Annotated in this window: 22 protein-coding genes; 7 read left to right on the plus strand and 15 right to left on the minus strand. The window is 71.6% G+C overall.

What is annotated here, in order from left to right; translation table 11 throughout:
* Positions 1 to 144: 144 nt before the first annotated feature.
* Positions 145 to 933, plus strand: a complete 789-nt coding sequence (locus OG453_RS17390; protein WP_266868798.1) for a ferritin-like domain-containing protein — start codon at positions 145 to 147, stop codon at positions 931 to 933.
* Positions 934 to 951: 18 nt separating this feature from the next.
* On the opposite strand, the gene corA is transcribed toward OG453_RS17390, so the two are convergent.
* Entirely contained in the window at positions 952 to 1,950 is a 999-nt protein-coding gene (gene corA, locus OG453_RS17395) for a magnesium/cobalt transporter CorA (RefSeq protein ID WP_323178655.1), read from the minus strand.
* Between the two features lie 62 nt (positions 1,951 to 2,012).
* On the opposite strand from corA, the gene OG453_RS17400 reads away from it, so the two are divergent.
* The 5 genes from OG453_RS17400 to OG453_RS17420 all read left to right on the plus strand — a co-directional run bounded on the left by OG453_RS17400 (position 2,013) and on the right by OG453_RS17420 (position 8,831).
* Positions 2,013 to 2,699, plus strand: a complete 687-nt coding sequence (locus OG453_RS17400; RefSeq protein ID WP_266868800.1) for a histidine phosphatase family protein — start codon at positions 2,013 to 2,015, stop codon at positions 2,697 to 2,699.
* Between the two features lie 81 nt (positions 2,700 to 2,780).
* On the plus strand, positions 2,781 to 3,371 hold the full coding sequence (locus OG453_RS17405) for a DUF3090 domain-containing protein (protein ID WP_266868801.1): 591 nt from the start codon (positions 2,781 to 2,783) through the stop codon (positions 3,369 to 3,371).
* Complete coding sequence (locus OG453_RS17410) at positions 3,335 to 4,183, plus strand: SCO1664 family protein (RefSeq protein WP_266868802.1); 849 nt, start codon at positions 3,335 to 3,337, stop codon at positions 4,181 to 4,183. The genes OG453_RS17405 and OG453_RS17410 overlap by 37 nt, the downstream gene beginning before the upstream one ends.
* Before the next feature lie 235 nt (positions 4,184 to 4,418).
* A complete protein-coding gene (gene mshC, locus OG453_RS17415; protein WP_266868803.1) occupies positions 4,419 to 5,648 on the plus strand; it encodes a cysteine--1-D-myo-inosityl 2-amino-2-deoxy-alpha-D-glucopyranoside ligase in 1,230 nt (409 codons plus the stop codon).
* A gap of 111 nt (positions 5,649 to 5,759) precedes the next feature.
* Entirely contained in the window at positions 5,760 to 8,831 is a 3,072-nt protein-coding gene (locus tag OG453_RS17420) for an NPCBM/NEW2 domain-containing protein (RefSeq protein WP_266868804.1), read from the plus strand.
* 73 nt (positions 8,832 to 8,904) lie between these two features.
* On the opposite strand, the gene OG453_RS17425 is transcribed toward OG453_RS17420, so the two are convergent.
* The 4 genes from OG453_RS17425 to OG453_RS17440 all read right to left on the minus strand — a co-directional run bounded on the left by OG453_RS17425 (position 8,905) and on the right by OG453_RS17440 (position 13,501).
* The gene (locus OG453_RS17425; RefSeq protein WP_266868806.1) at positions 8,905 to 9,576 is read right to left on the minus strand and encodes a hypothetical protein; all 672 of its coding nucleotides are present in this window, start codon (positions 9,574 to 9,576) and stop codon (positions 8,905 to 8,907) included.
* Between the two features lie 79 nt (positions 9,577 to 9,655).
* The gene (locus OG453_RS17430) at positions 9,656 to 11,440 is read right to left on the minus strand and encodes a S8 family peptidase (protein ID WP_266868807.1); all 1,785 of its coding nucleotides are present in this window, start codon (positions 11,438 to 11,440) and stop codon (positions 9,656 to 9,658) included.
* A 269-nt stretch (positions 11,441 to 11,709) separates the two neighbouring features.
* Entirely contained in the window at positions 11,710 to 12,678 is a 969-nt protein-coding gene (locus OG453_RS17435) for a PAC2 family protein (RefSeq protein ID WP_266868808.1), read from the minus strand.
* A 151-nt stretch (positions 12,679 to 12,829) separates the two neighbouring features.
* On the minus strand, positions 12,830 to 13,501 hold the full coding sequence (locus tag OG453_RS17440) for a FadR/GntR family transcriptional regulator (RefSeq protein ID WP_249590945.1): 672 nt from the start codon (positions 13,499 to 13,501) through the stop codon (positions 12,830 to 12,832).
* Between the two features lie 170 nt (positions 13,502 to 13,671).
* On the opposite strand from OG453_RS17440, the gene OG453_RS17445 reads away from it, so the two are divergent.
* Positions 13,672 to 14,214 (plus strand): MarR family winged helix-turn-helix transcriptional regulator, encoded by a 543-nt coding sequence (locus OG453_RS17445; RefSeq protein WP_266868810.1) that lies wholly within the window; start codon positions 13,672 to 13,674, stop codon positions 14,212 to 14,214.
* On the opposite strand, the gene OG453_RS17450 is transcribed toward OG453_RS17445, so the two are convergent.
* The 10 genes from OG453_RS17450 to OG453_RS17495 are packed head-to-tail and all read right to left on the minus strand — an operon-like array spanning position 14,196 to position 23,440.
* The gene (locus tag OG453_RS17450; RefSeq protein WP_266868811.1) at positions 14,196 to 15,224 is read right to left on the minus strand and encodes an aromatic ring-hydroxylating dioxygenase subunit alpha; all 1,029 of its coding nucleotides are present in this window, start codon (positions 15,222 to 15,224) and stop codon (positions 14,196 to 14,198) included. The genes OG453_RS17445 and OG453_RS17450 overlap by 19 nt on opposite strands.
* A 5-nt stretch (positions 15,225 to 15,229) precedes the next feature.
* Complete coding sequence (locus OG453_RS17455) at positions 15,230 to 15,454, minus strand: recombinase-like helix-turn-helix domain-containing protein (RefSeq protein ID WP_266868812.1); 225 nt, start codon at positions 15,452 to 15,454, stop codon at positions 15,230 to 15,232.
* A gap of 45 nt (positions 15,455 to 15,499) precedes the next feature.
* On the minus strand, positions 15,500 to 16,438 hold the full coding sequence (locus OG453_RS17460) for a PDR/VanB family oxidoreductase (RefSeq protein ID WP_266868813.1): 939 nt from the start codon (positions 16,436 to 16,438) through the stop codon (positions 15,500 to 15,502).
* Between the two features lie 13 nt (positions 16,439 to 16,451).
* Positions 16,452 to 18,770, minus strand: a complete 2,319-nt coding sequence (locus tag OG453_RS17465; RefSeq protein ID WP_266868814.1) for a thiamine pyrophosphate-binding protein — start codon at positions 18,768 to 18,770, stop codon at positions 16,452 to 16,454.
* Between the two features lie 10 nt (positions 18,771 to 18,780).
* Complete coding sequence (locus OG453_RS17470) at positions 18,781 to 19,566, minus strand: SDR family oxidoreductase (protein ID WP_266868815.1); 786 nt, start codon at positions 19,564 to 19,566, stop codon at positions 18,781 to 18,783.
* A gap of 46 nt (positions 19,567 to 19,612) precedes the next feature.
* Positions 19,613 to 20,353, minus strand: coding sequence for an SDR family oxidoreductase (locus OG453_RS17475; protein WP_266868816.1), 741 nt, complete (start codon positions 20,351 to 20,353; stop codon positions 19,613 to 19,615).
* Entirely contained in the window at positions 20,346 to 20,867 is a 522-nt protein-coding gene (locus OG453_RS17480; RefSeq protein WP_266868818.1) for a cupin domain-containing protein, read from the minus strand. The genes OG453_RS17475 and OG453_RS17480 overlap by 8 nt, the downstream gene beginning before the upstream one ends.
* 10 nt (positions 20,868 to 20,877) lie before the next feature.
* On the minus strand, positions 20,878 to 21,711 hold the full coding sequence (locus OG453_RS17485; protein ID WP_266868819.1) for an alpha/beta fold hydrolase: 834 nt from the start codon (positions 21,709 to 21,711) through the stop codon (positions 20,878 to 20,880).
* A complete protein-coding gene (locus OG453_RS17490; RefSeq protein WP_266868820.1) occupies positions 21,708 to 22,505 on the minus strand; it encodes an aspartate dehydrogenase domain-containing protein in 798 nt (265 codons plus the stop codon). The genes OG453_RS17485 and OG453_RS17490 overlap by 4 nt, the downstream gene beginning before the upstream one ends.
* A complete protein-coding gene (locus OG453_RS17495; RefSeq protein WP_266868821.1) occupies positions 22,502 to 23,440 on the minus strand; it encodes a VOC family protein in 939 nt (312 codons plus the stop codon). The genes OG453_RS17490 and OG453_RS17495 overlap by 4 nt, the downstream gene beginning before the upstream one ends.
* Positions 23,441 to 23,449 lie beyond the last annotated feature (9 nt).

A 23,449-nucleotide genomic window follows, 5' to 3' on the forward strand; every position in this document is an offset into this window, starting at 1 on the left:
TGGAGCCCGTCGGTTACGGCCTGGTCCGGCCTTGACCGTCCTCCGTTTGGCGGAGCGGCCTCGTACCCCTGTTGCCCGGAGGTCGACATCGCCTTTGACTAGTTCTTTGCGGACGTCCGCGCGGAGGGCATGGAGGTGCCACTGATGCTTTCGGCCAAGAGTGTCTTCGACGAGATCCTCGACAACGACGAGTCGTTCCGGCTGTTCTGCTCCATCGCGGCCAGCGGCGAGTCGCAGGGTGGCTGGGAGAACGGGCGCATCGCGGAGCTGATCCCCGCGAGCGAGCGCGCCCTGGCACCCAAGGTGGTCCGGCACGGCGCCGACGAGGACAAGCACGGGCGGATCTTCAACGCGCTGATGCGCAAGCGCGGCCTCGAACCGGTCGAGGTCCCGCACGAGACCGACTACACGATGCTTCTGGAGAAGCACGGCATCGGCCTCGCGCACGAGCAGCTGAAGGCCGACGAGCCGCTGACCGTGCAGGACATCGTCACGTACCTCGCGCACAGCAGGGTCACCGAACAGCGCGCCTCCGAGCAGATGCGGCTGCTGCGCAAGTACTTCTCCGACCACCCCGACATCGGCCGCGCGGTCAAGATGATCTCGAACGACGAGGACAACCATCTGGCGTACTGCCACGAGGAGTTGCTCCGCTTTGCCCACGCCGGGCACGGCCGTGCCATCCAGCGCACCCTGCGCGAGTGCGCGCTCGCCGAGATCCGCGTCTACCGCGACGTCAGCCTCGCCGTGATGGACCACATGGGGCGCATCTTGGGCTGGCCGAAGGCCAAGTCGGCGGTGCTCGCCGCGGGCATCCACGGCGTGTACGCGTACGAACGTCTTGGCGGCTGGCGGCGGATGGTGTCCCTGGAGATGCCCGAGCGGCGTGACGCGCTGGGCGGGCCCGCCACCTCGGCGCCCGAGTTCGCCTGACCGCGGCCGCGGCCGCCCCTAGAGCCAGTCGCGGCTCTTGAACATCCGGTAGAGGAACACTTCGAGCGCCGCCATCAGCAGGATCACGGCCGGGTACGCCCACACCCAGTGCAGCTCGGGCATGTGGTCGAAGTTCATGCCGTAGACCCCCGCGAGCATCGTGGGGACCGCGACCATCGCCGCCCACGCCGAGATCTTCCGCATGTCGTCGTTCTGTCGCACGCTCATCTGCGCCAGATGCGCGGAGAGGATGTCGGACACCAGACGGTCGAGGCTGTCCACCGAGTCGTTCACCCGCGTCAGATGGTCGCTGACGTCCCGGAAGAACGGCCGGGCCGTGTCGTCCACGAACGGCACGTCGGGCGCGAAAGGGCCTACTCCGGAGAGGCGCATCATGGGCATCGCCAACGGTCCCGTGGCCCGGCGGAACTCGACGATCTGACGCTTGAACGTGTAGATCCGCGACGCCGAGTTGCGGGTGCCGCCGCGGTCCGGCGAGAAGACCTCCGTCTCCAGGACCTCCAGGTCCGTCTGCAGCTCGCCCGCCACGTCCAAGTAGTGGTCGACCGTGGCGTCGGCGATCGCGTACAGGACGGACGTCGGGCCGTGCCTGAGCACCTCGGGGTCCGCCTCCATGCGATGGCGTACGGCCGCGAGCGGTGACCCCTCGCCGTGCCGGACGGTCACCACGAAGGAGTCGCCGATGAAGACCATGATCTCGCCGGACGAGACGACGTCGCTCTCCGGCTCGTACACCACCGGCTTCAGGACCACGAAGAGCGAGTCGTCGAAGACTTCGAGCTTGGGCCGCTGATGCGCCTTCAGGGCGTCCTCCACCGCCAGCGGATGCAGCCCGAACTCCTCGCTGACCTGGTCGAACTCCGGCTCCGTCGGCTCGTACAGACCGATCCAGACGAACGCGTCGCCGGTGGCGCGCGCCTCGGCGAGCGCGTCCGAGAAGTGGCCGGAGCACTCGGTCCTTCGCCCGTCGCGGTACAGCGCACAGTCCACGATCACGGAGCGCATTCTTCCGAACCTCCGCTCGGGGCGCACCCCGTCGGCGGCTTAGGCTGGCCCGCATGCCCACGCTGATCCTCGTCCGGCACGGACGATCCACCGCCAACACCGCGGGCCTGCTCGCCGGGTGGACCCCCGGCGTGGCCCTGGACGAGCGCGGCGCCGCGCAGGCCGCCGCGCTCCCCGGACGCCTCGCGGACCTGCCGCTCGCCGAAGTCGTCACGAGCCCGCTGCAGCGCTGCCAGGAGACCGTCGCACCGCTGCTCGCCGCGCGGCCGGGACTGCGGTCGCACACCGACGACCGCATCGGGGAGTGCCACTACGGAGACTGGTCGGGCCGCAAGCTCGCCGAGCTGTCCGACGAACCGCTCATGGAGGTCGTGCAGCAGCATCCGTCGGCGGCCGCCTTCCCCGGCGGCGAGTCCATGCGGGCCATGCAGACGCGCGCCGCCGAGGCGGTACGCGAGTGGAACGCGCGCGTGGAGCGCGATCACGGCGCGGACGCGGTGTATCTGATGTGCTCGCACGGCGACATCATCAAGTCCCTGATCGCCGACGCCATCGGGCTCCACCTCGACCTCTTCCAGCGCATCTCCGTAGAGCCCTGTTCCGTCACCGCCATCCGGTACACACGCCTTCGCCCGTTCCTCGTACGTCTGGGCGACACCGGTGACTTCGGGTCGCTCGCGCCCCGCGAGGCGCCCGCCGGGGGCGACGCGGCGGTGGGTGGCGATGCGGGAGCACCGTGATCGTCCGCCGCAGTAGGGTGCAGAGGTCACGCCGCACCACCGCAAGTGATCCATCGCAGTCGATCCCAATGGAGACAGGACGTGTCGCGTCAGGTGTTCCTCTACGACCCGCCGGAACGCTTCGTGGCCGGAACGGTCGGGCTCCCCGGTCGGCGTACCTTCTTCCTCCAGGCCACCGCCGGAGCCCGGGTGACCAGCGTCGCCCTGGAGAAGACCCAAGTGGCCGCGCTCGCCGAACGCATGGAGGAGCTGCTCGACGAGGTCGTGCGCCGCAGCGGCGGCAACGCCCCTGTGCCGGCCGTCGCGCCCAGCGAGGTCAGTGACAGCGCGCCCCTGGACTCGCCCGTCGAGGAGGAGTTCCGGGTCGGCACGATGGCGCTCGCCTGGGACGGCGACGAGGAGCGGATGATCGTCGAGGCGCAGGCTCTGGTGGAGCTGGACGCTGAATCGGACGAGGATCTCGCCGAGGCCGAGGAAAGGCTTCTGCAGGACGAGGAGAACGGGCCGCCGATGCTGCGCGTCCGGCTCACCGGCGCGCAGGCCCGTGCCTTCGCCAAGCGCGCCCTCGACGTCGTGAACGCGGGGCGGCCGCCGTGCCCGCTGTGCAGCCTGCCGCTCGACCCGGAAGGACACGTATGCCCGCGCCAGAACGGATACCGGCGGGGCGCGTGAGTCCGGCCTCCGGCGCCGACGCCATGGAGCTGCTCACCCGCGGGGAGCTGACCGTGCGCGGGCAGATCCGGGAGGCGTCGAACGCGGTGCTGTACTGCACGGTCGCGTACGAGGGCGAGACGGCGGCCTGCGTCTACAAGCCCGTCGCCGGGGAGCGGCCCCTGTGGGACTTTCCCGACGGGACCCTCGCGCAGCGCGAGGTGGCGGCGTACGAGGTCTCCGAGGCGACGGGGTGGGGTCTTGTGCCGCCGACCGTCCTGCGGGACGGGCCGCACGGCGAGGGCATGTGCCAGCTGTGGATCGAGGGCTCCGAGGCGGAGGCCGACTCCGCGGAGCTGCTTGCCCTCGTCGAGGGCGAGGAGCCGGGGGAGGGCTGGAAGGCGATCGGGTTCGCCGATGTGGGGGAGGGGCGGACCGCGCTGCTCGTCCACGCGGACGATGTGCGGCTGCGGCGGCTTGCCGTGCTCGACGCGGTGATCAACAACGCGGATCGCAAGGGCGGGCATCTGCTGGTCGCTTCCGGGGGGCGGTTGTACGGGATCGACCACGGGGTCACGTTCAACGCCGAGGACAAGCTGCGGACGCTGTTGTGGGGGTGGGCGGGGGAGCCGCTGGCCGCCGAGGCGGTGGAGATTCTCCGCTCCCTGCGGGGCGCGCTGGAGGCGACTCAGCCGCTGTGCCTCCGGCTGGGCAAGCTGATCACTGGGGCTGAGGTGGACGCGCTCCGCGCGCGGGTGGACGCCTTGCTGGCCTCTGGCCTGTATCCCGCGCCGAGCGGGGAGTGGCCGGCGATTCCCTGGCCCCCGGTCTGATCCCCCTGCCCTTCGTCTGCGGGCCGTCTCCGAGCTGTCCCGCCGCTCCGCGGCGGGGAGGTCGCCGCGGAGCGGCGGGGTGCCCGTGGTGCGGGGTAATCGGGTGGGTGGGAGGGAAAGATCCGCCGCGCAGCGGCGGTGCAGTCGGCCCGCAGAGGCGCCTCCGCCGGCGAAGGCCCGGATAAACCTTGATCCCCGCTCGTATACGGATGGCCCGTCCGGTTAGGCTCATGGCATGCATGCCTGGCCCGCTTCTGAGGTCCCCGCCCTTCCTGGCAAGGGCCGCGACCTCCGGATCCACGACACCGCGACCGGCGGTCTTGTCACCCTTGACCCCGGTCCCGTCGCCCGTATCTACGTCTGCGGCATCACTCCGTACGACGCGACCCACATGGGTCACGCGGCGACCTACAACGCGTTCGACCTTGTGCAGCGCGTGTGGCTCGACACCAAGCGGCAGGTTCATTACGTCCAGAACGTGACCGACGTGGACGACCCGCTCCTCGAACGCGCGAACCGCGACGGCAAGGACTGGGTCGAGCTCGCCGAGGGCGAGACCGCGCTGTTCCGCGAGGACATGACCGCGCTGCGGCTCCTGCCGCCCCAGCACTACATCGGAGCCGTCGAGGCGATACCCGGCATCGTGCCGCTCGTCGAACGGCTCCGTGACATGGGCGCGGCCTATGAGCTGGAGGGGGACGTCTACTTCTCCGTCGAGTCCGACGCCCACTTCGGCGAGGTCTCCGGCCTCGACCGTGCCGCGATGAAACTGCTCTCCGCCGAGCGCGGCGGCGACCCGGAGCGCCCCGGCAAGAAGGACCCGCTCGACCCGATGCTCTGGATGGCCGCCCGTGAGGGCGAGCCGAGCTGGGACGGGGCCTCGCTCGGCCGCGGCCGGCCCGGCTGGCACATCGAGTGTGTGGCCATCGCCCTCGACCACCTGGGGATGGGCTTCGACGTGCAGGGCGGCGGATCGGATCTCGCCTTCCCGCACCACGAGATGGGCGCCTCGCACGCGCAGGTCCTGACCGGCGAGCACCCGTTCGCCAAGGCGTACGTGCACGCCGGCATGGTCGCCCTGGACGGCGCGAAGATGTCCAAGTCCAAGGGCAACCTCGTCTTCGTGTCGAAGCTGCGGCGGGACGGGACCGACCCGGCCGCCATCCGCCTCTCCCTGCTCGCGCACCACTACCGCGCGGACTGGGAGTGGACCGACGACGTCCTGCGGGACGCCGTCGAGCGCCTCGGGCGCTGGCGCGCCGCCGTCTCCCGCCCCGACGGGCCGTCGGCCGACGCGCTGGTCGAGGAGATCCGCGAGGCCCTCGCGAACGACCTGGACGCACCGACGGCGCTCGCCGCCGTCGACCGCTGGGCCGCCCGCCAGGACGCCGACGGCGGTACGGACGAGGGCGCCCCCGGCGTCGTATCGCGTGCCGTCGACGCACTGCTTGGCGTGGCCCTGTAAACCACCGGGTCACCTGATCACCGGTTTCATCGCATGGGCCGCTCCGGAAATCCAGGAGCGGCCCATCAAAGTCCATGGCCGCGGCGGCCGTTGAAGCGCTAGACCTCCGCCATGAGATCACCCACTCGCTTCAGACGGGCGGCGCTCGCCGCCGCCCTGCTAGGACTCCTCGCGGCGTTCGCCGGACCCGGCGGCGCTGCCGCGCGGGCCGCCGACGAGCCCGCGACCACCGTCGGGGACGTCACGGACTTCGCCGCCGACGAGTCCGTCTACCGGATCGGCGCGGGCAAGGCCGAGGCCCGCGTCAGCTTCGTATCGAAGGAGACGTTCCGGCTCGAACTCGCCCCCGAGGGCGACTTCACCGACCCGACCGGCAAGGACATCGTCCTTCCGCAGGGCGAGCCGCCGAGCACCAAGTGGGCCGACAAGGGCGACCGCTACGAACTGAGCACCTCCGAAGTGACCCTGCGCGCCTACAAGTCGCCCCTCCGGTTCGCGCTCCACCGCGCCGACGGGACCGAGATCTGGGCCGAGTCCAAGGGGCTGTCCTGGACGAAGGACGCCACCACGCAGAGCCTGGCGCGCGGCGCCGACGAGCAGTTCTACGGCGCCGGGATGCAGAACGGGCGCGGCAACACCTCGCACCGCGGCAAGAAGGTCGAGGTGAGCGTCGACTACAACTGGGACGACGGCGGGCACCCCAACTCCGTGCCCTTCTACCTGTCTTCGGAGGGGTATGGCGTCTTCCGTAATACGTACGCGCCCAACACCTACGACTTCGCCGAGCCGGTGACGGCCACCGCCAAGGAACAGCGCTTCGACGCCTACTACTTCGCGGGCCGCGGCGGCGACGCCGCCAAGGACGTCATCGGGCAGTACACGAAGCTCACCGGGAAGCCCTTCCTGCCGCCCGTCTATGGGCTGGAGATCGGTGACGCCGACTGCTATCTCCACAACGCCAACCAGGGGGAACGGCACACCCTGGACTCCCTGAAGGTCGCCGACGAGTATCTGAAGCACGACATGCCGGGCGGCTGGATGCTCGTCAACGACGGCTACGGCTGCGGCTACGAAGACCTCGCCGAGACCGCCGAGGGCCTCCAGGACCGCGATATGCAGCTCGGTCTGTGGACCGAGGACGGCATCGACCAGATCGCCGACCAGGTCAAGGCGGGCCAGCGCGTCGCCAAGCTCGACGTCGCCTGGGTCGGCGACGGTTACAAGAAGGCGCTCGACGGCTGCAAGGACGCGTACAAGGGGATCGAGGACAACAGCGATGCGCGGGGCTTCACTTGGGCCCCGGAGAGCTGGTCGGGCGCCCAGCGCTGCGGGGTGCAGTGGTCCGGCGACCAGAGCGGCAGCTGGGAGTACATCCGCTGGCAGATCCCCACGTACGCGGGCGCGACCATGTCCGGCCTCGCCTACACGACGGGTGACGTGGACGGCATCTTCGGCGGCAGCGCCAAGACGTACGCGCGTGATCTGCAGTGGAAGTCGTTCCTGCCGGTCACGATGACGATGGACGGCTGGGCCGCCACCGACAAGCAGCCCTTCCGGTACGGGGAGCCCTACACCTCCATCAACCGCAAGTACCTCAAGCTGCACGAGTCACTGCTGCCCTATCTCTACTCGTACGGGCACGAGGCGACGAAGACGGGAGTCGGCGCCGTACGGCCGCTGGCCCTCGAATACCCCGACGACCCGAAGGCCGCCACCGACGCCGCCAAGTACGAGTTCCTGACGGGTGAGGACTTTCTTGTGGCGCCCGTCTACAAGGACACCACCGTCCGGGACGGCATCTACCTCCCGAAGGGGACGTGGACCGACTACTGGAGCGGCCGTACGTATCAGGGTCCGACGACCGTCGACGGGTACAGCGCGCCCATCGACACCCTGCCGCTCTTCGTCAAGGGCGGTGCCACCGTGCCGATGTGGCCCGGCGGCATCAGGTCCTACAAGGACCGCACCGCCGATTCGCCGCTCGCCTGGGACATCTACCCGCAGGGCACGTCCTCCTTCGAGCTGTACGAGGACGACGGCGTGACCCGGCAGCACCGCGACGGCAAGTACGCCACCCAGCGCGCCGAGGTCGACGCGCCCCGCGCGGGCAAGGGCGACGTGCGGGTGCGGATCGGCGCGAGCAAGGGGGAGTTCAGCGGGAAGCAGACCAAGCGGCCTTACGCCTTCACGCTGCACACCGGGGACGCGCCCAGCGGCGTGGAACTCTCCGGCAGGGAGCTGCCCCGGCTCGCATCGAAGGACGCGTACGAGAAGGCGGCGCAGGGCTGGTTCTACGACCGGGACGACCGGGGCGGGGTCGTCAAGGTGAAGACGGCTGCTCTCCGCACCGACCGGGCCTTCGAGCTCGACCTGGACGACACCAGCGCGGTCGGCGGCGCTGTGCCCGGCGCGACCGCGGCGGTGAGCGCCCCCGCGGGCCAGGAGCTCGGCGCGGGAGCCGCCGGCAAGGTCGCCGTCGACGTCACGGCGGGGACGCGGGACGCCACGGGTGTCGAGGTCACCCTCGACGCACCCGAGGGCTGGACGGTCGGATCCGCGAAGGCCGACCGCGTACCCGCAGGAACCACCCGCCGCGTCGAGGTGGCCGTCACCCCGGCCAAGGACGCCGACCCCGGTGAGCAGCCGCTCGACGCGAGCGCCCGCTACCGCTCGGCGGGACAGGACCGCACCGCGGGACAGCGGATCGCGGTCGCCGTCATGCCGCCGGCGCCGACGGCTGACACCTGGGCGAGCGACATGGCCTGGCTGAAGGCCACCAATGGCTACGGACCCGCCGAACGCGACCGCAGCAACGGCGAGTCGGGAGCCGATGACGGCCACACGCTGACCCTCGCGGGAAAGACGTACGAGAAGGGGATCGGCGTGCACGCCGACTCCGTGATCGAGGTCTACACCGGCGGGCGGTGCACGAAGTTCACCGCCGACGCGGGCATCGACGACGAGATCAACGGCTACGGAGAGGTGGCCTTCTCCGTAGAGGCCGACGGCAAGGTGCTGTGGACCTCGCCGAAGGTGACGGGTGCCTCGGCGACCGTGCCCGTGGACGTCGATGTGAGCGGGGCCCGGCACGTGGAGCTGAAGGTGACCGACACCAACGGTTCCAAGAGCGGGGACCACGGGGACTGGGCCGAAGCCAGGTTCACGTGTACGTCCGGTAGCTGACAGGGGACGGCGCCGGGCGAGGGTGCTCTCCGTCGCCCGGCGCCGCCGGTTCTCGTGGTCGGCCCGGATCAGCTCAGCGGGTGATGAGCACGCCGAGGATCAGGCCGGGGTTGTTGGCGTTGTCGTAGTAGGCGAAGACCCGCTGCCCGTAGGCGAACGCGTTCTGGACCATCGTGTGCGTCTCGTCGAACGGGTTGACCAACACGCGCCAGGCGTTGTCCACGAGCAGGTACAGCAGCTCGGCCTGGCCGGGCAGCGGCTGCACAAAGTCCTGGAAGTTCAGCGCGACGCCGACGGTCAGGGCCTGTGTCGAGACCTCCGGGATCTGCGCCTGCGGGACCTGGATCTGCTGGCCGCCCTGCTGCTCGGGGCCCATCTCCTGCAGCAGTTGCTGGAACGGCTGCTGCTGGCCGAGCTGCTGGAGCTGCTGCTGCAGGTGCTGCGGGATCTGCTGCTGGCCCTGGATGCCGGGCTGCATCTGCTGGCCGAACTGCCGCTGACCGAACTGCTGCTGCTGTTGCTGCGGCGGCGCGGTGCTCAGGCCCGGCTGCTGGCCGTACTGCTGCTGGCCTTGCTGCTGGGGGCTGAACGGCTGCTGGCCTTGCTGCTGGGGGCTGAACGGCTGCTGGCCGTACTGCTGCTGCCCGAACGGCTGCTGCCCGAACGGCTGCTGGCCGTACTGCTGCTGAGGTCCGTACTGCTGGCCTTGCTGCTGCATGGGACTCATTTGCGGGGTGGTGCTCATGCGGGTGCCACCTTCCCTCAATGGTTGTGGTGCTTCAGCAATGCGTGTGGTGCTGCGGCCCCCGACGGCGCGTCGTGCGTCAGCCCGTGACGACCAGGCCGACGACCTCGTCGTCGGAGAACCAGACCCGTACGTCGGGATGTCCCCCCGCGAAGGCGGCGTGCACCGCCTGGCGGATGTCGGGGGACGGGGCGTTGAGGTTGCGCCACTCCCCGGCGACGAACAGCCGGAGCCGTGGCGGGAGTTCGGGCGGATAGGGCAACAGCTCGTCCCAGTAGCGCTCGGCACGTCCGGAGCCCACCGCGGAGGGCAGCAGGTTCGTGACCGCCGCCTTGATGTCGGGCCGGTTGCCGATCCGCTGGGACGCGGGGCGCCCCGGTGCGTCCTGCTGCACAGAGCCCGTCGACCTGAGCATCGCCCGCGCCCGGTCCGGGGTCATCAGCTGCTGGCCGGCGGCCTTCAGCATGCCCTGCAGACAGGCGAGGGCGCCGACGACGATCGGCGATGCGGACGAGGTGCCGGAGAACGTGTCCGTGTACCAGGCGATCTCGTCGGCGCCGCCCTGGAGGTCCCCGGGGCGGTCCCAGAAGCCGCCGGTCGTGGTGGTCTCGCGGCCCCAGCCCTGGGCGTCCACGCGGGCCCCGTAGTTGGAGAACGCGAGGCGCGAGCGGTCCGGGCCGTGGTCGCGGCCGTGGGTGCCGGGCGGCGGCGCGCCCGCGCCGACCAGGACGGCGCCCGAAGGCCGGTTGGACGGGTTGAAGGGGTTGCGCCACCACTCGGGGAATGCGTCGGGCTTGCGCTCGTACACCGCGTCGTCCAGGGACTCGGCGCCGTTGCCGGCCGCGCCGACGACGATGACGCCCTTCGCGGTGGCGTACCGGATCGCCGCGTAGTCGTCCGGCCACCACTCCAGGGCGATGTAGCCCTTCTGGTCGTCGCGCGGCTCGAAGTCGAACCGCGGTCCCGGGCGGTGCAGTTCGATGAGGATGATGTCGCCGGGGGACAGGCGCTCCGCCGCCGCGTGGATCGTGGCCGAGGTGCCGAGCGGCTGGAAGGAGGCGGCCGCGGTCACCGACTCCGGCGCGATGCCGGAGATGCCCACGTAGTTGCGGTCGCCGCCGATGACGCCGATGACGGCGGTGCCGTGGTTGCGCCACGCGATGTCCTGGATGGGGGTGCCGATGACCACACCGGCGAGCTTGGAGGTCAGGTCCTCGTGGCCGAGCTGCCAGGCGCCCTCGATGTCGATCACCGTGACGCCCTCGCCCGAACCGCCGAGCCGCTGCCAGGCCCAGTGGGCGTCGACGCCCTCGGGGGCCGGGCGCAGATAGCCCTGGCGGCCGGTGAAGTCGGGGGTGACGGGGGCGCCCTCCTTGCGCCGCCCGGACTCGCCCGCCTCCGGGGACGACTCCTGGCGCTGCGGCGGGGGTCCCGGCCTGCCCGTCGCGCCGATCGAGGCGGGGACGGCGCCCGGCTTGACGTACGCCGTGTCGATCCCGGGCAGCGCCGCCATCCGCGAGCGCAGCTCCTGGGCGCGGCTCTCGCCGCCGCGGACCCGGTAGAAGAGCGCCAGATCCGGTACGTCGTCGCCGCCGTCACCGTCCCGCTCCATGGCGGACCGCAGTCGGTCCTCGTTGCCGAACAGCGGCTCCAGGGCGAGCTGTTCATCGCTGAGGAACATGTTCAGGGCCGACACATCGGAGCCCGCCGCCGAGCGGATGCCCTGCGTACCGGCCCGCAGCCGGGCCTCGGGCCGTGCGACGACGATCAGCTCCTGCTCGGCCGGCCGGTAGGTGAATCCCGCTCCGTCGGGCCCAGGGCCACTGGCTCCCGGGCCTCCCGCGGGCTCTGCCTGGTCGGTCATCGCTTCACCGCTCCCTTCGGTACTCGGGGTCCTGCGGGTGCCGTGCTGCGCGCTGTGGCCGCGCCTTCGGGGCACACCTTGCTACCGCCCGGCGCGCTCGTCCACCCCCCATTGCCCCAACTGAGTTTGAAATCAAGGTGGTCGGGGAAGCCGGTGCAATTCGTCCGGAAGGCGATGTCACGGTGCGATCCGGCCAAGTTCGGGGCAACGCGACGGGGCGGCATCCTTCAGGATGCCGCCCCGCGCTCGTTCAGTCCTCGTGTCCTCGTTCAGTCCTCGGAGGAATCAGAGGGTCCGGATTCCTCGCCGGTGCCGCCGCTGCCGCCGCTGTCCTCGTCCGTCCCCGGCCGCTGCTGAGGCTTCGGCGGCCGGGTGCGCTCACCCGGCGTCGGACCGCCGCCGTCGCGCCGCCGCAGATAGCGCTCGAACTCGCGGGCGATGGCCTCGCCGGACGCCTCCGGCAGCTCGGCCGTGTCCCTGGCCTCCTCGAGCGACTGGACGTACTCGGCGACCTCGCTGTCCTCGGCCGCGAGCTGGTCCACGCCCACCTGCCAGGCGCGGGCGTCCTCGGCGAGGTCGCCCAGCGGGATCCGCAGGTCGATGAGGTCCTCCAGGCGGTTCAGGAGCGCGAGCGTGGCCTTCGGGTTCGGCGGCTGCGATACGTAGTGCGGCACCGCGGCCCAGAGGCTGACCGCCGGGACGCCCGCGTGCGTGCACGCCTCCTGGAGGATGCCGACGATGCCCGTCGGGCCCTCGTACTTCGTCTCCTCCAGGTCCATGGTCCGTGCCAGGTCCGGGTCGGAGGTGACGCCGCTGACCGGCACCGGGCGGGTGTGCGGGGTGTCGCCGAGCAGCGCGCCCATGATCACCACCAGCTCCACGCCCAGCTCGTGGGCGAAGCCCAGGATCTCGTTGCAGAACGACCGCCAGCGCATCGACGGCTCGATCCCGCGCACCAGGACGAGGTCGCGCGGCTTGTCGCCGCCCACGCGGATCACCGAGAGCCGGGTCGTCGGCCAGGTGATCTTGCGAACGCCGCCCTCCAGGAAGACCGTGGGGCGGTTGACCTGGAAGTCGTAGTAGTCCTCGGCGTCCAGCGCCGCGAAGACCTCGCCCTTCCACTCCTTGTCGAGATGCGCGACCGCGGTGGAGGCGGCGTCGCCGGCGTCGTTCCAGCCCTCGAACGCGGCCACCATGACCGGGTCGACCAGCTCGGGTACCCCCTCGAGCTCGATCACCCAGGCCTCCTTCCGACGTCCTTTACGTACGCCCCAACCTTACGGCGTCCGCCGGGGCCCTCCGCAGCCCCCTTGTGGCCGCTCGGTGACCGGATCACTGCCCCGCCGGAGGGCCGCGCACTCCCTCGGCGGCGGGGGCTTTGCAGGTGCTTTACAGCGTCGAGCGCAGCCACTGCTCCACGCTCGCGATGTGCACCGTCGCCCACGACCTGGCCGCCTCCGCGTCACGGTCCCGCAGCGCGGTGAGAATCGCCCGGTGCTCGTGCAGGGTGCGGCTGACGGCGTCCTCCTGGGTGAGGCCGCGCCAGATGCGGGCCCGGGTGGTGGGCCCGGAGAGACCGTCGAGGAGCGAACAGAGCACCGAGTTGCCGGACGACTGCACGATGCCCCGGTGGAACTCCAGGTCGCAGGCGACCAGTTCCTCCACCGAAGGGGCCGCGCCGAGGGCGTCCAACTGGGAGGTCAGCACGTCCAGTTCGGCCTCGGTGATGTGGACGCTCGCCATGGCCGTGGCCGCCGGCTCCAGGATGCGGCGCACCGCGAGGAACTCCAGGACCGTGTCGTCGCGGTGGAAGTCGACGACGAAGCTCAGTGCTTCGAGCAGCAGTTGCGGATCCAGGCTGGTGACGTAGGTGCCGTCGCCCTGTCGTACGTCGAGGATGCGGATCAGGGAGAGCGCGCGCACCGCCTCGCGCAGTGAGTTGCGCGAAAGGCCCAGGTCGGCGGCGAGTTCGCTCTCCTTGGGCAGCCGGTCGCCGGGGCGCAGCGCGCCGGAGACGATCATGCCCTTGATCTTTTCGATGGCTTCGTCGGTGACAGCCATGGGGACCTCGCCTCACAAGACAGAAGACATCCGATGTATCGGACGATTATGGCGTGTCCTGGGGCTCTTGCGCACGGGGGTCAGGCGAATACGTACATCTCTCAGGGCTAAGATTTCCGTACTGACGTTCCGTACTGACCGCGGGACGGGCGAGAGGGAGGCTACGGCACATGGCCGTGAAGAAGTCTGCGGGGGCCCACCAGGACGCGGTCGCGTCCATCATCGAGGACTGGGCCAGGGAGCGGCCCGAGCTCGACACCTCGCCCTTGGAGGTGCTCGCCCGGCTGCACCGCACCTTCCTGCGCTACAACACCAGGCTCACCACCGCGATCGAGCGGCACGGCCTCGCGGTCGCCGGATTCGACGTGCTGACCGCGCTGCGCAGGGCCGGGGCGCCCTACCGGCTCACCGCGGGACAGCTCGCGGACTCCGGGCTCGTCTCGTCGGCCGGGGTGACGCTGCGCATCGACCGTCTGGAGAAGGACGGCCTGATCGTGCGGGAGCGGGACGCCGACGACCGCCGGGTGGTCTACTCGCGGCTCACGGACGAGGGCCTCGCCAAGATCGACGAGGTGTTCGCCGAGCATCTCGACAACGAACGCCGGATGCTCGGCGGACTCTCCCCTGCCGAGTGCCGCCAGCTGGCCCGTCTGATGTCCAAGCTGGAGCGGTCGATCACGGACTCCGACGGACCTCACGGAGCAGAGGCCTGAGCCTCCGCCTCCGCGCGGTACATCCGGCGCAGCCGCACCACGCCCAGGTCGTGCTGGTAGAGGTTCTCGCGCTGGTCCGCGTCGGCGGGCATCGCCTCCAGCATCACCCGGTCCTGCTCAAGGACCTGCCAGTGGCGCTCCTCGATGAGGGTCTTGTAGAGGAAGCGCCAGGTGTCGCGCTGCCAGCCCTGGACGCGGCGGTAGCGCCAGAAGAAGACGCCGGTGCGGGTCTCGTCGACCGGGCAGACCATGCCGACGATGCCGAACGGGCCGCCGGGTCCTGCCGACGGCGGGTACGGGATGGTCAGGTCCACCCAGTCGACGCCGGTGCGGCACAGCTCGACCCAGTCGAAGTTGACGCCCCGCTGGTCGGTCTTCTCGAAGAAGTAGCCGCGGTCCGTCTCCCGGATGCGGAACTTGGCGGTGGTGTCGCCGTCGTACATCGTGTGCGACTCATGGTGGAGGAACGCGCCGTGCATCGGGTCGAGGAGGTTCTCCACCGCGAACCGCCACGGGCCGTTCCACTCCGCGTAGCAGAGGAACGCGTCGACGTCGGGGTCGGTGAGCGGATCCGGCAGCGTCAGCTCGGCCGGCTCCGGGTGCCGCTCGTCGCCGAAGTAGGCGAGGATCGCGCCGCCGATCTCCCGCACGGGCAGTGACGTGACGAGTTTCTTGCCCTCCAGGTTGCAGCCGGGCAGGCCCGGTACGGAGGAGACGGTGCCGTCGGTCTCGACCTCCACCCCGTGGTACCAGCAGGCCACCCGGTCGCCGAGGTGTTTCCCGAGCGACAGGGGAGCCCCGCGGTGCGGGCAGCGGTCCGCGAGCATCGACAGGGTGCCGTCCGAGCGGCGGAAGAGCAGCCACTGCTCGCCGAGGGCGGTGACCTTGCGCATCGCGCCGGCGGCGACGAAGTCCGAGGGGACGACGGGGTGCCACTGGTTGCGCAGACCGGTGGCGTAGATGTGGTCCGCGGAAGCGGCGGGGCCGACGCGGGGGGTCAGGGTGGTCATCGGGGTCACGCTCCCAGTCGGTTCATCTCGGCACGGAAGGATTCCTCGGTCCACGGGGCGCCGTCCGGCGCGTGGACCTGACGGGCGTTCAAGCCCCGTACGACATCCGCGAGTTCGTGCCCGTCCTTGGTGAGGACCTCTTCGAGGGTGGCGGCGAGCTTGTACTCGTACGGGGTCGGCTCATGGGTACGGGACTGATGGACGTCCAGGTACGGCCAGGTGGTGGTCACGGGTGCCTCCAGGGGGATTTACGGGTCTTACAGGTCTTACGGGTCTTACAGGTCGAGGACGAGGCGGCGGCCCGATGTGCAGCGCGAGACGCAGATCATCATCGAGGCGTTCGCCGCGTGCTCGGCGTCGCTGAGCAGGAAGTCGCGGTGGTCGGGTGTGCCTTCGAGTACGCGGGTCTCGCAGCTGCCGCAGATGCCTTCCTGGCAGGAGCTGCTGACGTTCAGGCCCGCGTCCTCGGCGGCCCGCAGGATCGAGGTGTCGGCGCCGACGGAGAGCGTGAGCCCGGACGCCCGGCACTCCACCTCGAACGCGGAGTCGTCCCCGGCCCGCTCCACGACGGGCGCGGCGAACCGCTCCACGCGCAGCCGCTCGGCCGGGCAGACCGCCTCCGCGGCGGCGAGCAGCGGCTCCGGGCCGCAGCAGTACACGAGCGTGCCTTCGGCACAGCCGTCGAGCGCCGCGGCGAGGTCGATGTGTCCGTGCTCGTCCTGCGGGACGACGGTCAAGTCGCCGTCCAGTGCGGCCAGTTCATCGGTGAACGCCATGGAGTCGCGGTTGCGTCCGCCGTACACCATGTGCCAGTCGGCCCCGCGCCGTGCCGTCTCGCGGGCCATCGCCAGGAGGGGGGTGACGCCGATGCCGCCCGCGATGAACAGATAGCCCGGCGCGTCGTCGAGGGGGAAGTGGTTGCGCGGTTCGGACACCTTCACTGTCTGGCCGGGCCGCAGCGTGGTGTGCACGTGCCGTGAACCGCCGCGCGACGACGGCTCGTTGAGGACACCGATGCGGTACGCCGATACGTTCCGCGGGTCGCCGCAGAGGCTGTACTGGCGTATGTGGCCTCCGGTGTGGACGTCGAGGTGCGCGCCGGGGGTCCACGCGGGCAGCGGCTTGCCGTCCGGGTGGGCGAGCTCGACGGAGAGGACTCCGTCCGCCTCCCAGGTCATACGGCGCACCAGCAGCGTCAGTTCGCTCTCATTCATGGCAGGGCCCTCCTCACTGGCCGGGGATCTTGACGGGCGGGGTGAACGGGTTCTTCATCGGGCCGAGCCGGGCCAGGTCGACCTCGACGAGGGTCGGGCCTTCGGAGGCGACGGCATGGCTGATGACCGGCTCCGCATGCTCCTCGGCGGCGATCCGCGCGTACGCCAACCCGCAGGCCTGGGCGAGGAGTTCGAAATCGGGCGTGGCGAGGTCCACGCCACTGCGGCGCTCGCTGTAGCGGTCCTGCATGTTGCGGAGCACGCCGTACCCGCCGTCGTTGAAGACGATCAGGGTGAGCCGGGGCCGCTCCTGGGCGAGCGTGAGGAGCTCCCCGAGGTGGACGGCGAGCCCGCCGTCGCCGGCGAGGACGACGGTGGGCGCGTCGGTCCTGGCGAGCGCCGCGCCGATGCCCATGCCGAGCCCCTGCCCGATGCCGCCGCCGCGCGGGAAGACGTTGTCGCGCGGGTCGTACATCTCCAGGAGCCGGTTGCCCCAGCTGCTGGAGGGGATGGTCACATCGCGGGCGACGACGGCCTCGCGGGGCAGGGCGGCCCGGATGGCGTCGCAGATCGCGGCCTGCGGGCCGATGTTGTCGTGCAGGGTGGCGCGGACGTCCTCGCGGACCTCGGTGATACGCCGCGTCCAGCTCTCCTCGGCCCGTCGCGCGTGCGGCAGCAGGGCCGCGAGCACGTCGGGCGCGTGACCGTGCAGGGGGTGCCGCGCCGGGTACACACGGCCGAGCGCGGCGGCGTCGATGTCGATCTGGATGTGCGCGGCGGGCAGTTCAAGGCCGTAGTCGGCAGTCTCGTTGGACCGGAAGTGCGTGCCGATGGTCAGCAGGACGTCGGCGTCGGCGAGGAGGGCGCGGGCGGCCGGGGTGGTGGCGAAGTTCCCGATGACCTGCGGGTGGTCCTCGGGCACGGAGCCCCGCCCGGAGTTGGAGGTCAGCAGTCCCGCACCGGTGGCGTCGAGCAGCTCGGCCAGCTCGCGGCGGGCCCGCGTGGCTCCGCCACCGGCCCAGATGAGGGGGCGCCGGGCGGAGGCCAAGAGGGCCTGGGCGGCGGCGAGTTCGCCCTCGGCGGGAAGCGGGCGGCTGGGGCGCGGGGCTGCGAACGGCGAAGGTGCGGCGGCGGACCTGCGGTCAGCGGGTGCCGGAAGCGGCGAGTGCGCAGGGGCGGAGATTCCGGCGGGGTCCCCTGCGGGGGTGGGCCCGGGCGGTGTGGGGAAGCCGGTGGTTTCCTGGCGCGCGGGCGTCGCGAGGGCCGGATCGGTGGCCTGGAGCGTCTCGGCGCCGGCCGGTTCTTCTTCCGGCCGCACGGGAGCTGACGCGGGCACGTGGCCGGCCGGCCTGCGCGGCGGGACGGCGTCCGCCGGGCGGGCCGGGCCTGTGCCTGCCGGGTCGGTCGGACTCGCGCCTGCTGAGGCTGCCGGGCCGGTCGGACTCGCGTCCGCCGGGCGGGCGGGGCCTGTGCCTGCCGAGCTGGTCGGACTTGCGTCCGCCGAGGCTGCCGGGCTGGTCGGACTCGCGTCTGCCGGGCGGGCGGGGCTTGTGCCTGCCGGGCTGGTTGGACTCGCGCCTGCCGGGTCTGCCGGGCTGGTTGGACTCGCGCCTGCCGGGTCTGCCGGGCTGGTCGGACCCGCGTCCGCCGGGCTGGCCGGGCTGGTCGGACCCGCGTCCGCCGGGCTGGCCGGGCCTGTGCCTGCCGGGCCGGTCGGACTCGCGCCCGCCGGGCCTGCCAAGTCGGTCGGACCCGCGCCCGCCGTGCCTGCCGGACCCGCGCCCGCCGAGCCCCTATCCGCCGAGCCCCCCACATCCGTCTGCGCCGCGTACTGCAGATCAACCGGCCACTCCACGCTCGCCGGGCCGCCCGGATCCGTCAGCGCCGCGCGGGCCGCCTCGCGCAGGATGCGGCCCGCGGCGTTCGCCGACGGGACGGAAGCCGCGTACGCGGAGACCGCGCGCAACATGCCGAGCTGGTCCTTGGTCTCGTGGATGAAGCCGCGGCCGCTGCCGAGGAACTCGCTCTCCACCTGGCCCGTGATGTGGAGGACGGACGTGCCCGAGCTGAGCGCCTCGACCAGCGAGCCCGCCGCGTTGCCCGCGCCCGTGCCCGTCGAGGTGAGCGCGCAGCCCAGCGAGCCGCGGGCCCGGCCGTAGGCGTCGGCCGCGTTCACCGCGGTCGCCTCGTGGCGGACCGGGACGAACCGCAGCTCCCGGTCGACCGCCTCGACCAGCGGCAGATTGTGCACGCTGACGATGCCGAACACCGTGTCGACGCCGAGTTCGCGCAGGACGGCGACGAGGAGATCGCCTCCGGTGGCGTAGTGCATGGGGAACTCCTCAGAGGATGGAGCGGCCGACGCCGCCGCAGACGTCGATGCTGGTGCCGGTGGTGTACGAGGCGCGGGGCGAGAGCAGCGTGACGATCGCGTACGCGACCTCCTCCGCCCGCCCGAGCCGGCCGAGCGCGATCCCGCGGTCGGCTGCCAGCTCCGCCTGCCAGTCCTCGTAGGAGAGGCCGGAGTCGGCGGCCGCGTGGCGTCGCGTCCACTGGCCGGTGTCGATGAGGCCCAGGCAGACCGAGTTGACGCGGATGCCCTCGGGAGCGAGCTCCACCGAGAGGGACTTGGAGAGGTTGAGGATGCCCGCGCGGGCCGCGCTCGTGGTGATCAGGCGCGGCTCGGGCTGCTTGGCCAGGACCGCGTTGACGTTCACGACGCTCGCCGCGCCGGACGCCGCGAGGTACGGGCGGGCCGCGTGCAGGGGGTTCAGGACCCCGGCGAACTTCAGGTCCAGCTCGTCGCGCCAGTCATCGGCGGTCGACTCGTCCAGACCCTTCATACGGGACTGGCCCGCGTTGTTCACGAGCCCGTCGATCGCGCCGAACGTGTCCGCCGCGTGCCGCGTGAACTCCCGTACGGCGTCCGCGTCCCGTACGTCGCACACCCTCGTGAGCAGCCGGTCGCCGCCGCCCAGCGAGGCCGCGGCCTTGCCGAGCCGCTCGGCGTCACGCCCGCAGGTGGCGACCCGCGCGCCCTCGTCGAGCAGGGCGCGGACCGTGGCCAGGCCGACGCCCGAGCTGCCGCCGGTGACCAGGACGGTCCGGTCGGCGAGGCCCAGATCCATGATTCATCGCTCCTGTACGTCAGTTCAGTCAGTGCAGTGGGTTCAGTCAGTGCATGGTGAAGCCGCCGTTGACGGCGACCGCTTGTCCGGTGAGATAGCGGGACTCCTCGGAGAGGAGGAAGGAGACGAGCCCGACCATGTCGTCCGGCTGCTGCGGGCGGGAGATCGCCCGGTTGCCCCGGTAGAGGGCGTGCCGCTCGGCCGGTACCGTCTCGGTGGCCTCGACCTCGGTGAGCCCGGGCGCCACCGCGTTCACGGTGATCCCCTTCTCGCCGAGCTCCCGCGCCATGGCCCGCGTCAGCGCGATGACCGCGCCCTTGGAGGCGATGTAGTGCGCGAGGCGGGGCGATCCGTAGAGCGCCGCGTCGGATGCGATGTTCACGATCCGGCCGGGGGAGGCGAAGAGCGGGTGCAGGGCCTTGGCGACCAGCCAGGGGCCGCGGGCGTTGACCGCCATCAGGCGGTCCCACACCTCGACGTCGATGTCCTGGAACTCCTTGCCGCCCACCCCGTTGGCGAGCGCCGCGTTGTTGACCAGGCCGTACAGCGGGCCCAAGTCCCGTACGGAGGCGGCCAGTTCGTCGACCGACGCGGGGTCGGCCACATCACAGCGCACGAAGTGCGCGTCGAGCCCATCCGCCCGCAGTCCTGCGACGGCTTCCGAGCCGCGCGCGGGATCCACCTCCGCGACGACGACCCGGAAGCCGTCCTCGCCCACCCGGCGGGCCATGGCCAGGCCAAGGCCACGGCCCGCTCCGGTGACCACGACCGTGGGCACGTCAGTCACGGGTGACGCCGTGCATCGGCGAGTGCTCGGGGTAGGTCGGCACCTGCGGCTTCTGCGTGCCGATGACGACGCAGAACAGGGCGTCGGTGTCGCCCTCGTTCTTGAGGGAGCGGGCCACACCGGCCGGCACGACGATCATGTCGCGGTAGCCGAGCGTGCGGTACTCCACCTCGTCGGCGCCGCGGTGGATGCCGACCTTGACCCGGCCCTCCAGGACGAAGAACGCCTCCTCGACGTCGTGGTGGGTGTGCTCGGGGCCCTCGGCGCCGGGCGGAAGCAGCATGTTGGAGAAGGTGAAGCCGCCGGACGGCAGGATGCGGCTGTCGTTCTCGTGGTTGCCGGTCGCGCCGGAGCCGACGTAACGGATCTGCCCGCGGCGGTACTGCGGGCCCGCCTTCTCCTGGAAGGAGAGGGTGCTGAAGTCCGCGACGCGGGACTCCTTGGTGGCGATCAGCGAGTCGGTGTACTTGCCGAGGTCGCCGCCGTCGTCGTACTCGGTGGTGGTCAGAGGCATGAGAAGGCTCCTACTCAGTGATGTGGGCTTGCCCGGCGGCCTGGGCCTGCTCGGGGATACGGGCGGTGATGCGGAGGTGGGAGAGCACCCAGGCGTTGAAGGCCCCGGGCCGCTCCTGGTTGGCCAGGTGACCGGCGTCCTTGACGATCACGTAGGCGGTCTTGTGCAGGGACCCGGCGATCGCCTGCGAGGCCTCGACGCCGGTGACCCGGTCCTGGTCGCCGCAGAGGACGAGGGTGGGCGCGGTGATCCGGGCGATTTCGGTGCGCAGGTCGGCCGCGGCCATGGACTCGGCGGCGTACGCGTATCCGGGCAGGCGCACCGACGCGGCCATGGTGTCGACGACCCGCCGGACCAGCTCGGGCGGCGCGTCCGGTGAGACGAGCCGGGGCCCGCGCCGCTCGGCGAACGCCCGCGGCCCGAGCTCCGCGAGCTCGGCGGCCCGCTGCCGCATGCCGTCGGCCTTCGCCGGATCGGTCCCGGAACCGGCGCTGGAGTCAGCGACGATCAGCGAATCGACCAGCTCGGGGTGGCGGGCGGCAAGGCGCAGTGCGATCACGCCGCCCCACGAGACGCCGAGCACATGGGCGCTCGCGCCGCGCTCGCGGATCACCTCGGCCGCCGCGTCGGCGAAGCCGTCCAGGTCCAACGGCCCTTCAGGATCGGGTGACTTGGCGTACCCGGGAGCATCCCAGGCCACCACACGCACGTACGCGGACAGCTCGGCGAGCTGTGGTGCGAAGGCGGCGGACGACGAACCGATGCCGTGCAGGCACAGCAGCAGCGGACCGCCGGAACCCGCCTCCTCGACATGCACGGGCACGCGCACGGGCTCGGCCGTCACAGGATCTGCCCCGTACGCCCGGCGAGCGCGGCGAGGCTGCGCAGGACCGCGTACGGCACGACCTGGCTGGTCGCCGGGTTGCCCGGGTCCGGCAGATGCGCCACCTCGAAGCGGTACGCCCCGTGCGGTCCCGACGCCTCGACGACGTGCCGCGTGTGGTGGGCGCCGGGGTCGGCGACGACCCGGACCCGCACAGCGTCCAGGTCGCCGACGGCCAGCGCGACCGACGCCGCGACGTTCGTCGACTTGGGGAACTTCACCGGGACGTCGCGCGCGGTCCCGGACATCACCTCGACGGGCTCGGTGGCGGTCCGCATGCGGGACAGCAACTCCTCGTCCATCCACGGTTGTTCGAGGGTGGACGGCAGCTTGGTGGTGGTGAGGGCGACCTCGTCGAGCGGGCCGAGGGAGCGCACCGCCTGGAGCAGATCGAGACCGCCGACCGCGCCCCCGGTGAAGTACACCCGGCCGGGCCCCGCGGCGAGGAGCCGTTTGGCAAGGTCATCGTCGGTGAGCGCGCCGGTCGAGGCGATCAGGAGATCGGTCCCGGAGGCGAGCACGCGCTCGCCCCATTCGCGTACGACACCCTGGCCCGCCGCCTCCACGACGAGATCGCAGCGCTCCATGGCCTCGTCGAAGGAGACCTGCGGGGCCGGGGCGCTCTCGCCGAGCGGACGGTTGTCGACGAGACAGGTCAACTCGGCGCCGGGCACGTGCTGTTCGGCGAGCGCTGTGCCGACGACCCGGCCGATCGCGCCCCAGCCGACGATGCCGACCTTGCGTACGCGCGTCATGCCTGAACCTCCAGTTTCTTGTGGGCGGAGAGCGGGCCGGGGTCGGGCGACCCCGCCATGTGGCAGCGGATCTCCTTGGAGGGCGGCCCGGCCGTCCCCCACAGGTCGGAAAGCTCCGGGACGCGCCGCCAGACCCGTGCGATCCACTGGTCCTCGACGATCTGCGCGACCTCGGACGTGTACTCGCAGACGAGCCCGGAGGGGTCGGCGAAGTAGGAGAAGGTGTTGTTGCCGGGGCCGTGCCGGCCTGGCCCCCACTGCGGGACGACGCCGTGGTGCCGCAGCCGGCCGAGGCCCCGCATGAAGTGGTCGACCGAACTCATCTCGTACGCCACGTGGTTGAGGGAGACCCACTCCGCCTGGTTGAAGGCGATGCAGTGGTGGTCGGCGTTGCAGCGCAGGAACGCCATCTGGTGCTCGGACCAGTCGGAGACGCGCAGGCCGAGGACGTCGCGGTAGAAGGCGACCGAGGCGTCGATGTCCGTGGTGTTGAGGACCGCGTGCGTGACACCGACCGGCACGGCGCCGTCCCGGCCGCGCGGGGCGACCGCCTCGACCTCCGCGCTGATCTCGATGAGCCGGTGCTCGTGGTCGGTGAAGCGCAGGCCGTAGCCGCCGCCGACCTGGTCGAGCGGGCCTGGCCCGGCGACCGGTGTGATGCCGCGCGCGAGCAGCCGCCGCGCCGCCTCGTCGACCTCGGCGGGTGTGGCCACCGCGAAGGAAATCCTGCCGAGTCCGGTGCGGTCGGCGCGGGTGAGCTGGAGTGCGTGGTGCTCGGCGCCGGTGCCGCGCAGCCAGGCGGCCGTGCCGCGCTCCGACTCGACGGTCTCCAGACCCCAGACCTCCTGGTAGAAGTCGGCGGCCTCGGTGAAGGCGGGGGTGAGCAGTTCGACGGAGCGCAGGGCGCGCAGTCGGGCGATGGGAGGTTGGGACATGACCTACTC

The organism is Streptomyces sp. NBC_01381, assembly GCF_026340305.1.
Lineage (GTDB): Bacteria > Actinomycetota > Actinomycetes > Streptomycetales > Streptomycetaceae > Streptomyces.

What these genes read in the sequence shown, in the direction of transcription:
- OG453_RS17440 (WP_249590945.1), bottom strand. Translation starts at nt 13,501, where the DNA reads ATGGCTGTCACCGACGAAGCCATCGAAAAGATCAAGGGCATGATCGTC.
- OG453_RS17490 (WP_266868820.1), bottom strand. Translation starts at nt 22,505, where the DNA reads ATGACGCGCGTACGCAAGGTCGGCATCGTCGGCTGGGGCGCGATCGGC.
- OG453_RS17430 (WP_266868807.1), bottom strand. Translation starts at nt 11,440, where the DNA reads ATGACCGACCAGGCAGAGCCCGCGGGAGGCCCGGGAGCCAGTGGCCCT.
- mshC (WP_266868803.1), top strand. Translation starts at nt 4,419, where the DNA reads ATGCATGCCTGGCCCGCTTCTGAGGTCCCCGCCCTTCCTGGCAAGGGC.
- OG453_RS17425 (WP_266868806.1), bottom strand. Translation starts at nt 9,576, where the DNA reads ATGAGCACCACCCCGCAAATGAGTCCCATGCAGCAGCAAGGCCAGCAG.
- OG453_RS17460 (WP_266868813.1), bottom strand. Translation starts at nt 16,438, where the DNA reads ATGAATGAGAGCGAACTGACGCTGCTGGTGCGCCGTATGACCTGGGAG.
- OG453_RS17450 (WP_266868811.1), bottom strand. Translation starts at nt 15,224, where the DNA reads ATGACCACCCTGACCCCCCGCGTCGGCCCCGCCGCTTCCGCGGACCAC.
- OG453_RS17465 (WP_266868814.1), bottom strand. Translation starts at nt 18,770, where the DNA reads ATGCACTACGCCACCGGAGGCGATCTCCTCGTCGCCGTCCTGCGCGAA.
- OG453_RS17480 (WP_266868818.1), bottom strand. Translation starts at nt 20,867, where the DNA reads ATGCCTCTGACCACCACCGAGTACGACGACGGCGGCGACCTCGGCAAG.
- OG453_RS17390 (WP_266868798.1), top strand. Translation starts at nt 145, where the DNA reads ATGCTTTCGGCCAAGAGTGTCTTCGACGAGATCCTCGACAACGACGAG.
- OG453_RS17410 (WP_266868802.1), top strand. Translation starts at nt 3,335, where the DNA reads ATGCCCGCGCCAGAACGGATACCGGCGGGGCGCGTGAGTCCGGCCTCC.
- OG453_RS17400 (WP_266868800.1), top strand. Translation starts at nt 2,013, where the DNA reads ATGCCCACGCTGATCCTCGTCCGGCACGGACGATCCACCGCCAACACC.
- OG453_RS17495 (WP_266868821.1), bottom strand. Translation starts at nt 23,440, where the DNA reads ATGTCCCAACCTCCCATCGCCCGACTGCGCGCCCTGCGCTCCGTCGAA.
- OG453_RS17445 (WP_266868810.1), top strand. Translation starts at nt 13,672, where the DNA reads ATGGCCGTGAAGAAGTCTGCGGGGGCCCACCAGGACGCGGTCGCGTCC.
- OG453_RS17470 (WP_266868815.1), bottom strand. Translation starts at nt 19,566, where the DNA reads ATGGATCTGGGCCTCGCCGACCGGACCGTCCTGGTCACCGGCGGCAGC.
- OG453_RS17420 (WP_266868804.1), top strand. Translation starts at nt 5,760, where the DNA reads ATGAGATCACCCACTCGCTTCAGACGGGCGGCGCTCGCCGCCGCCCTG.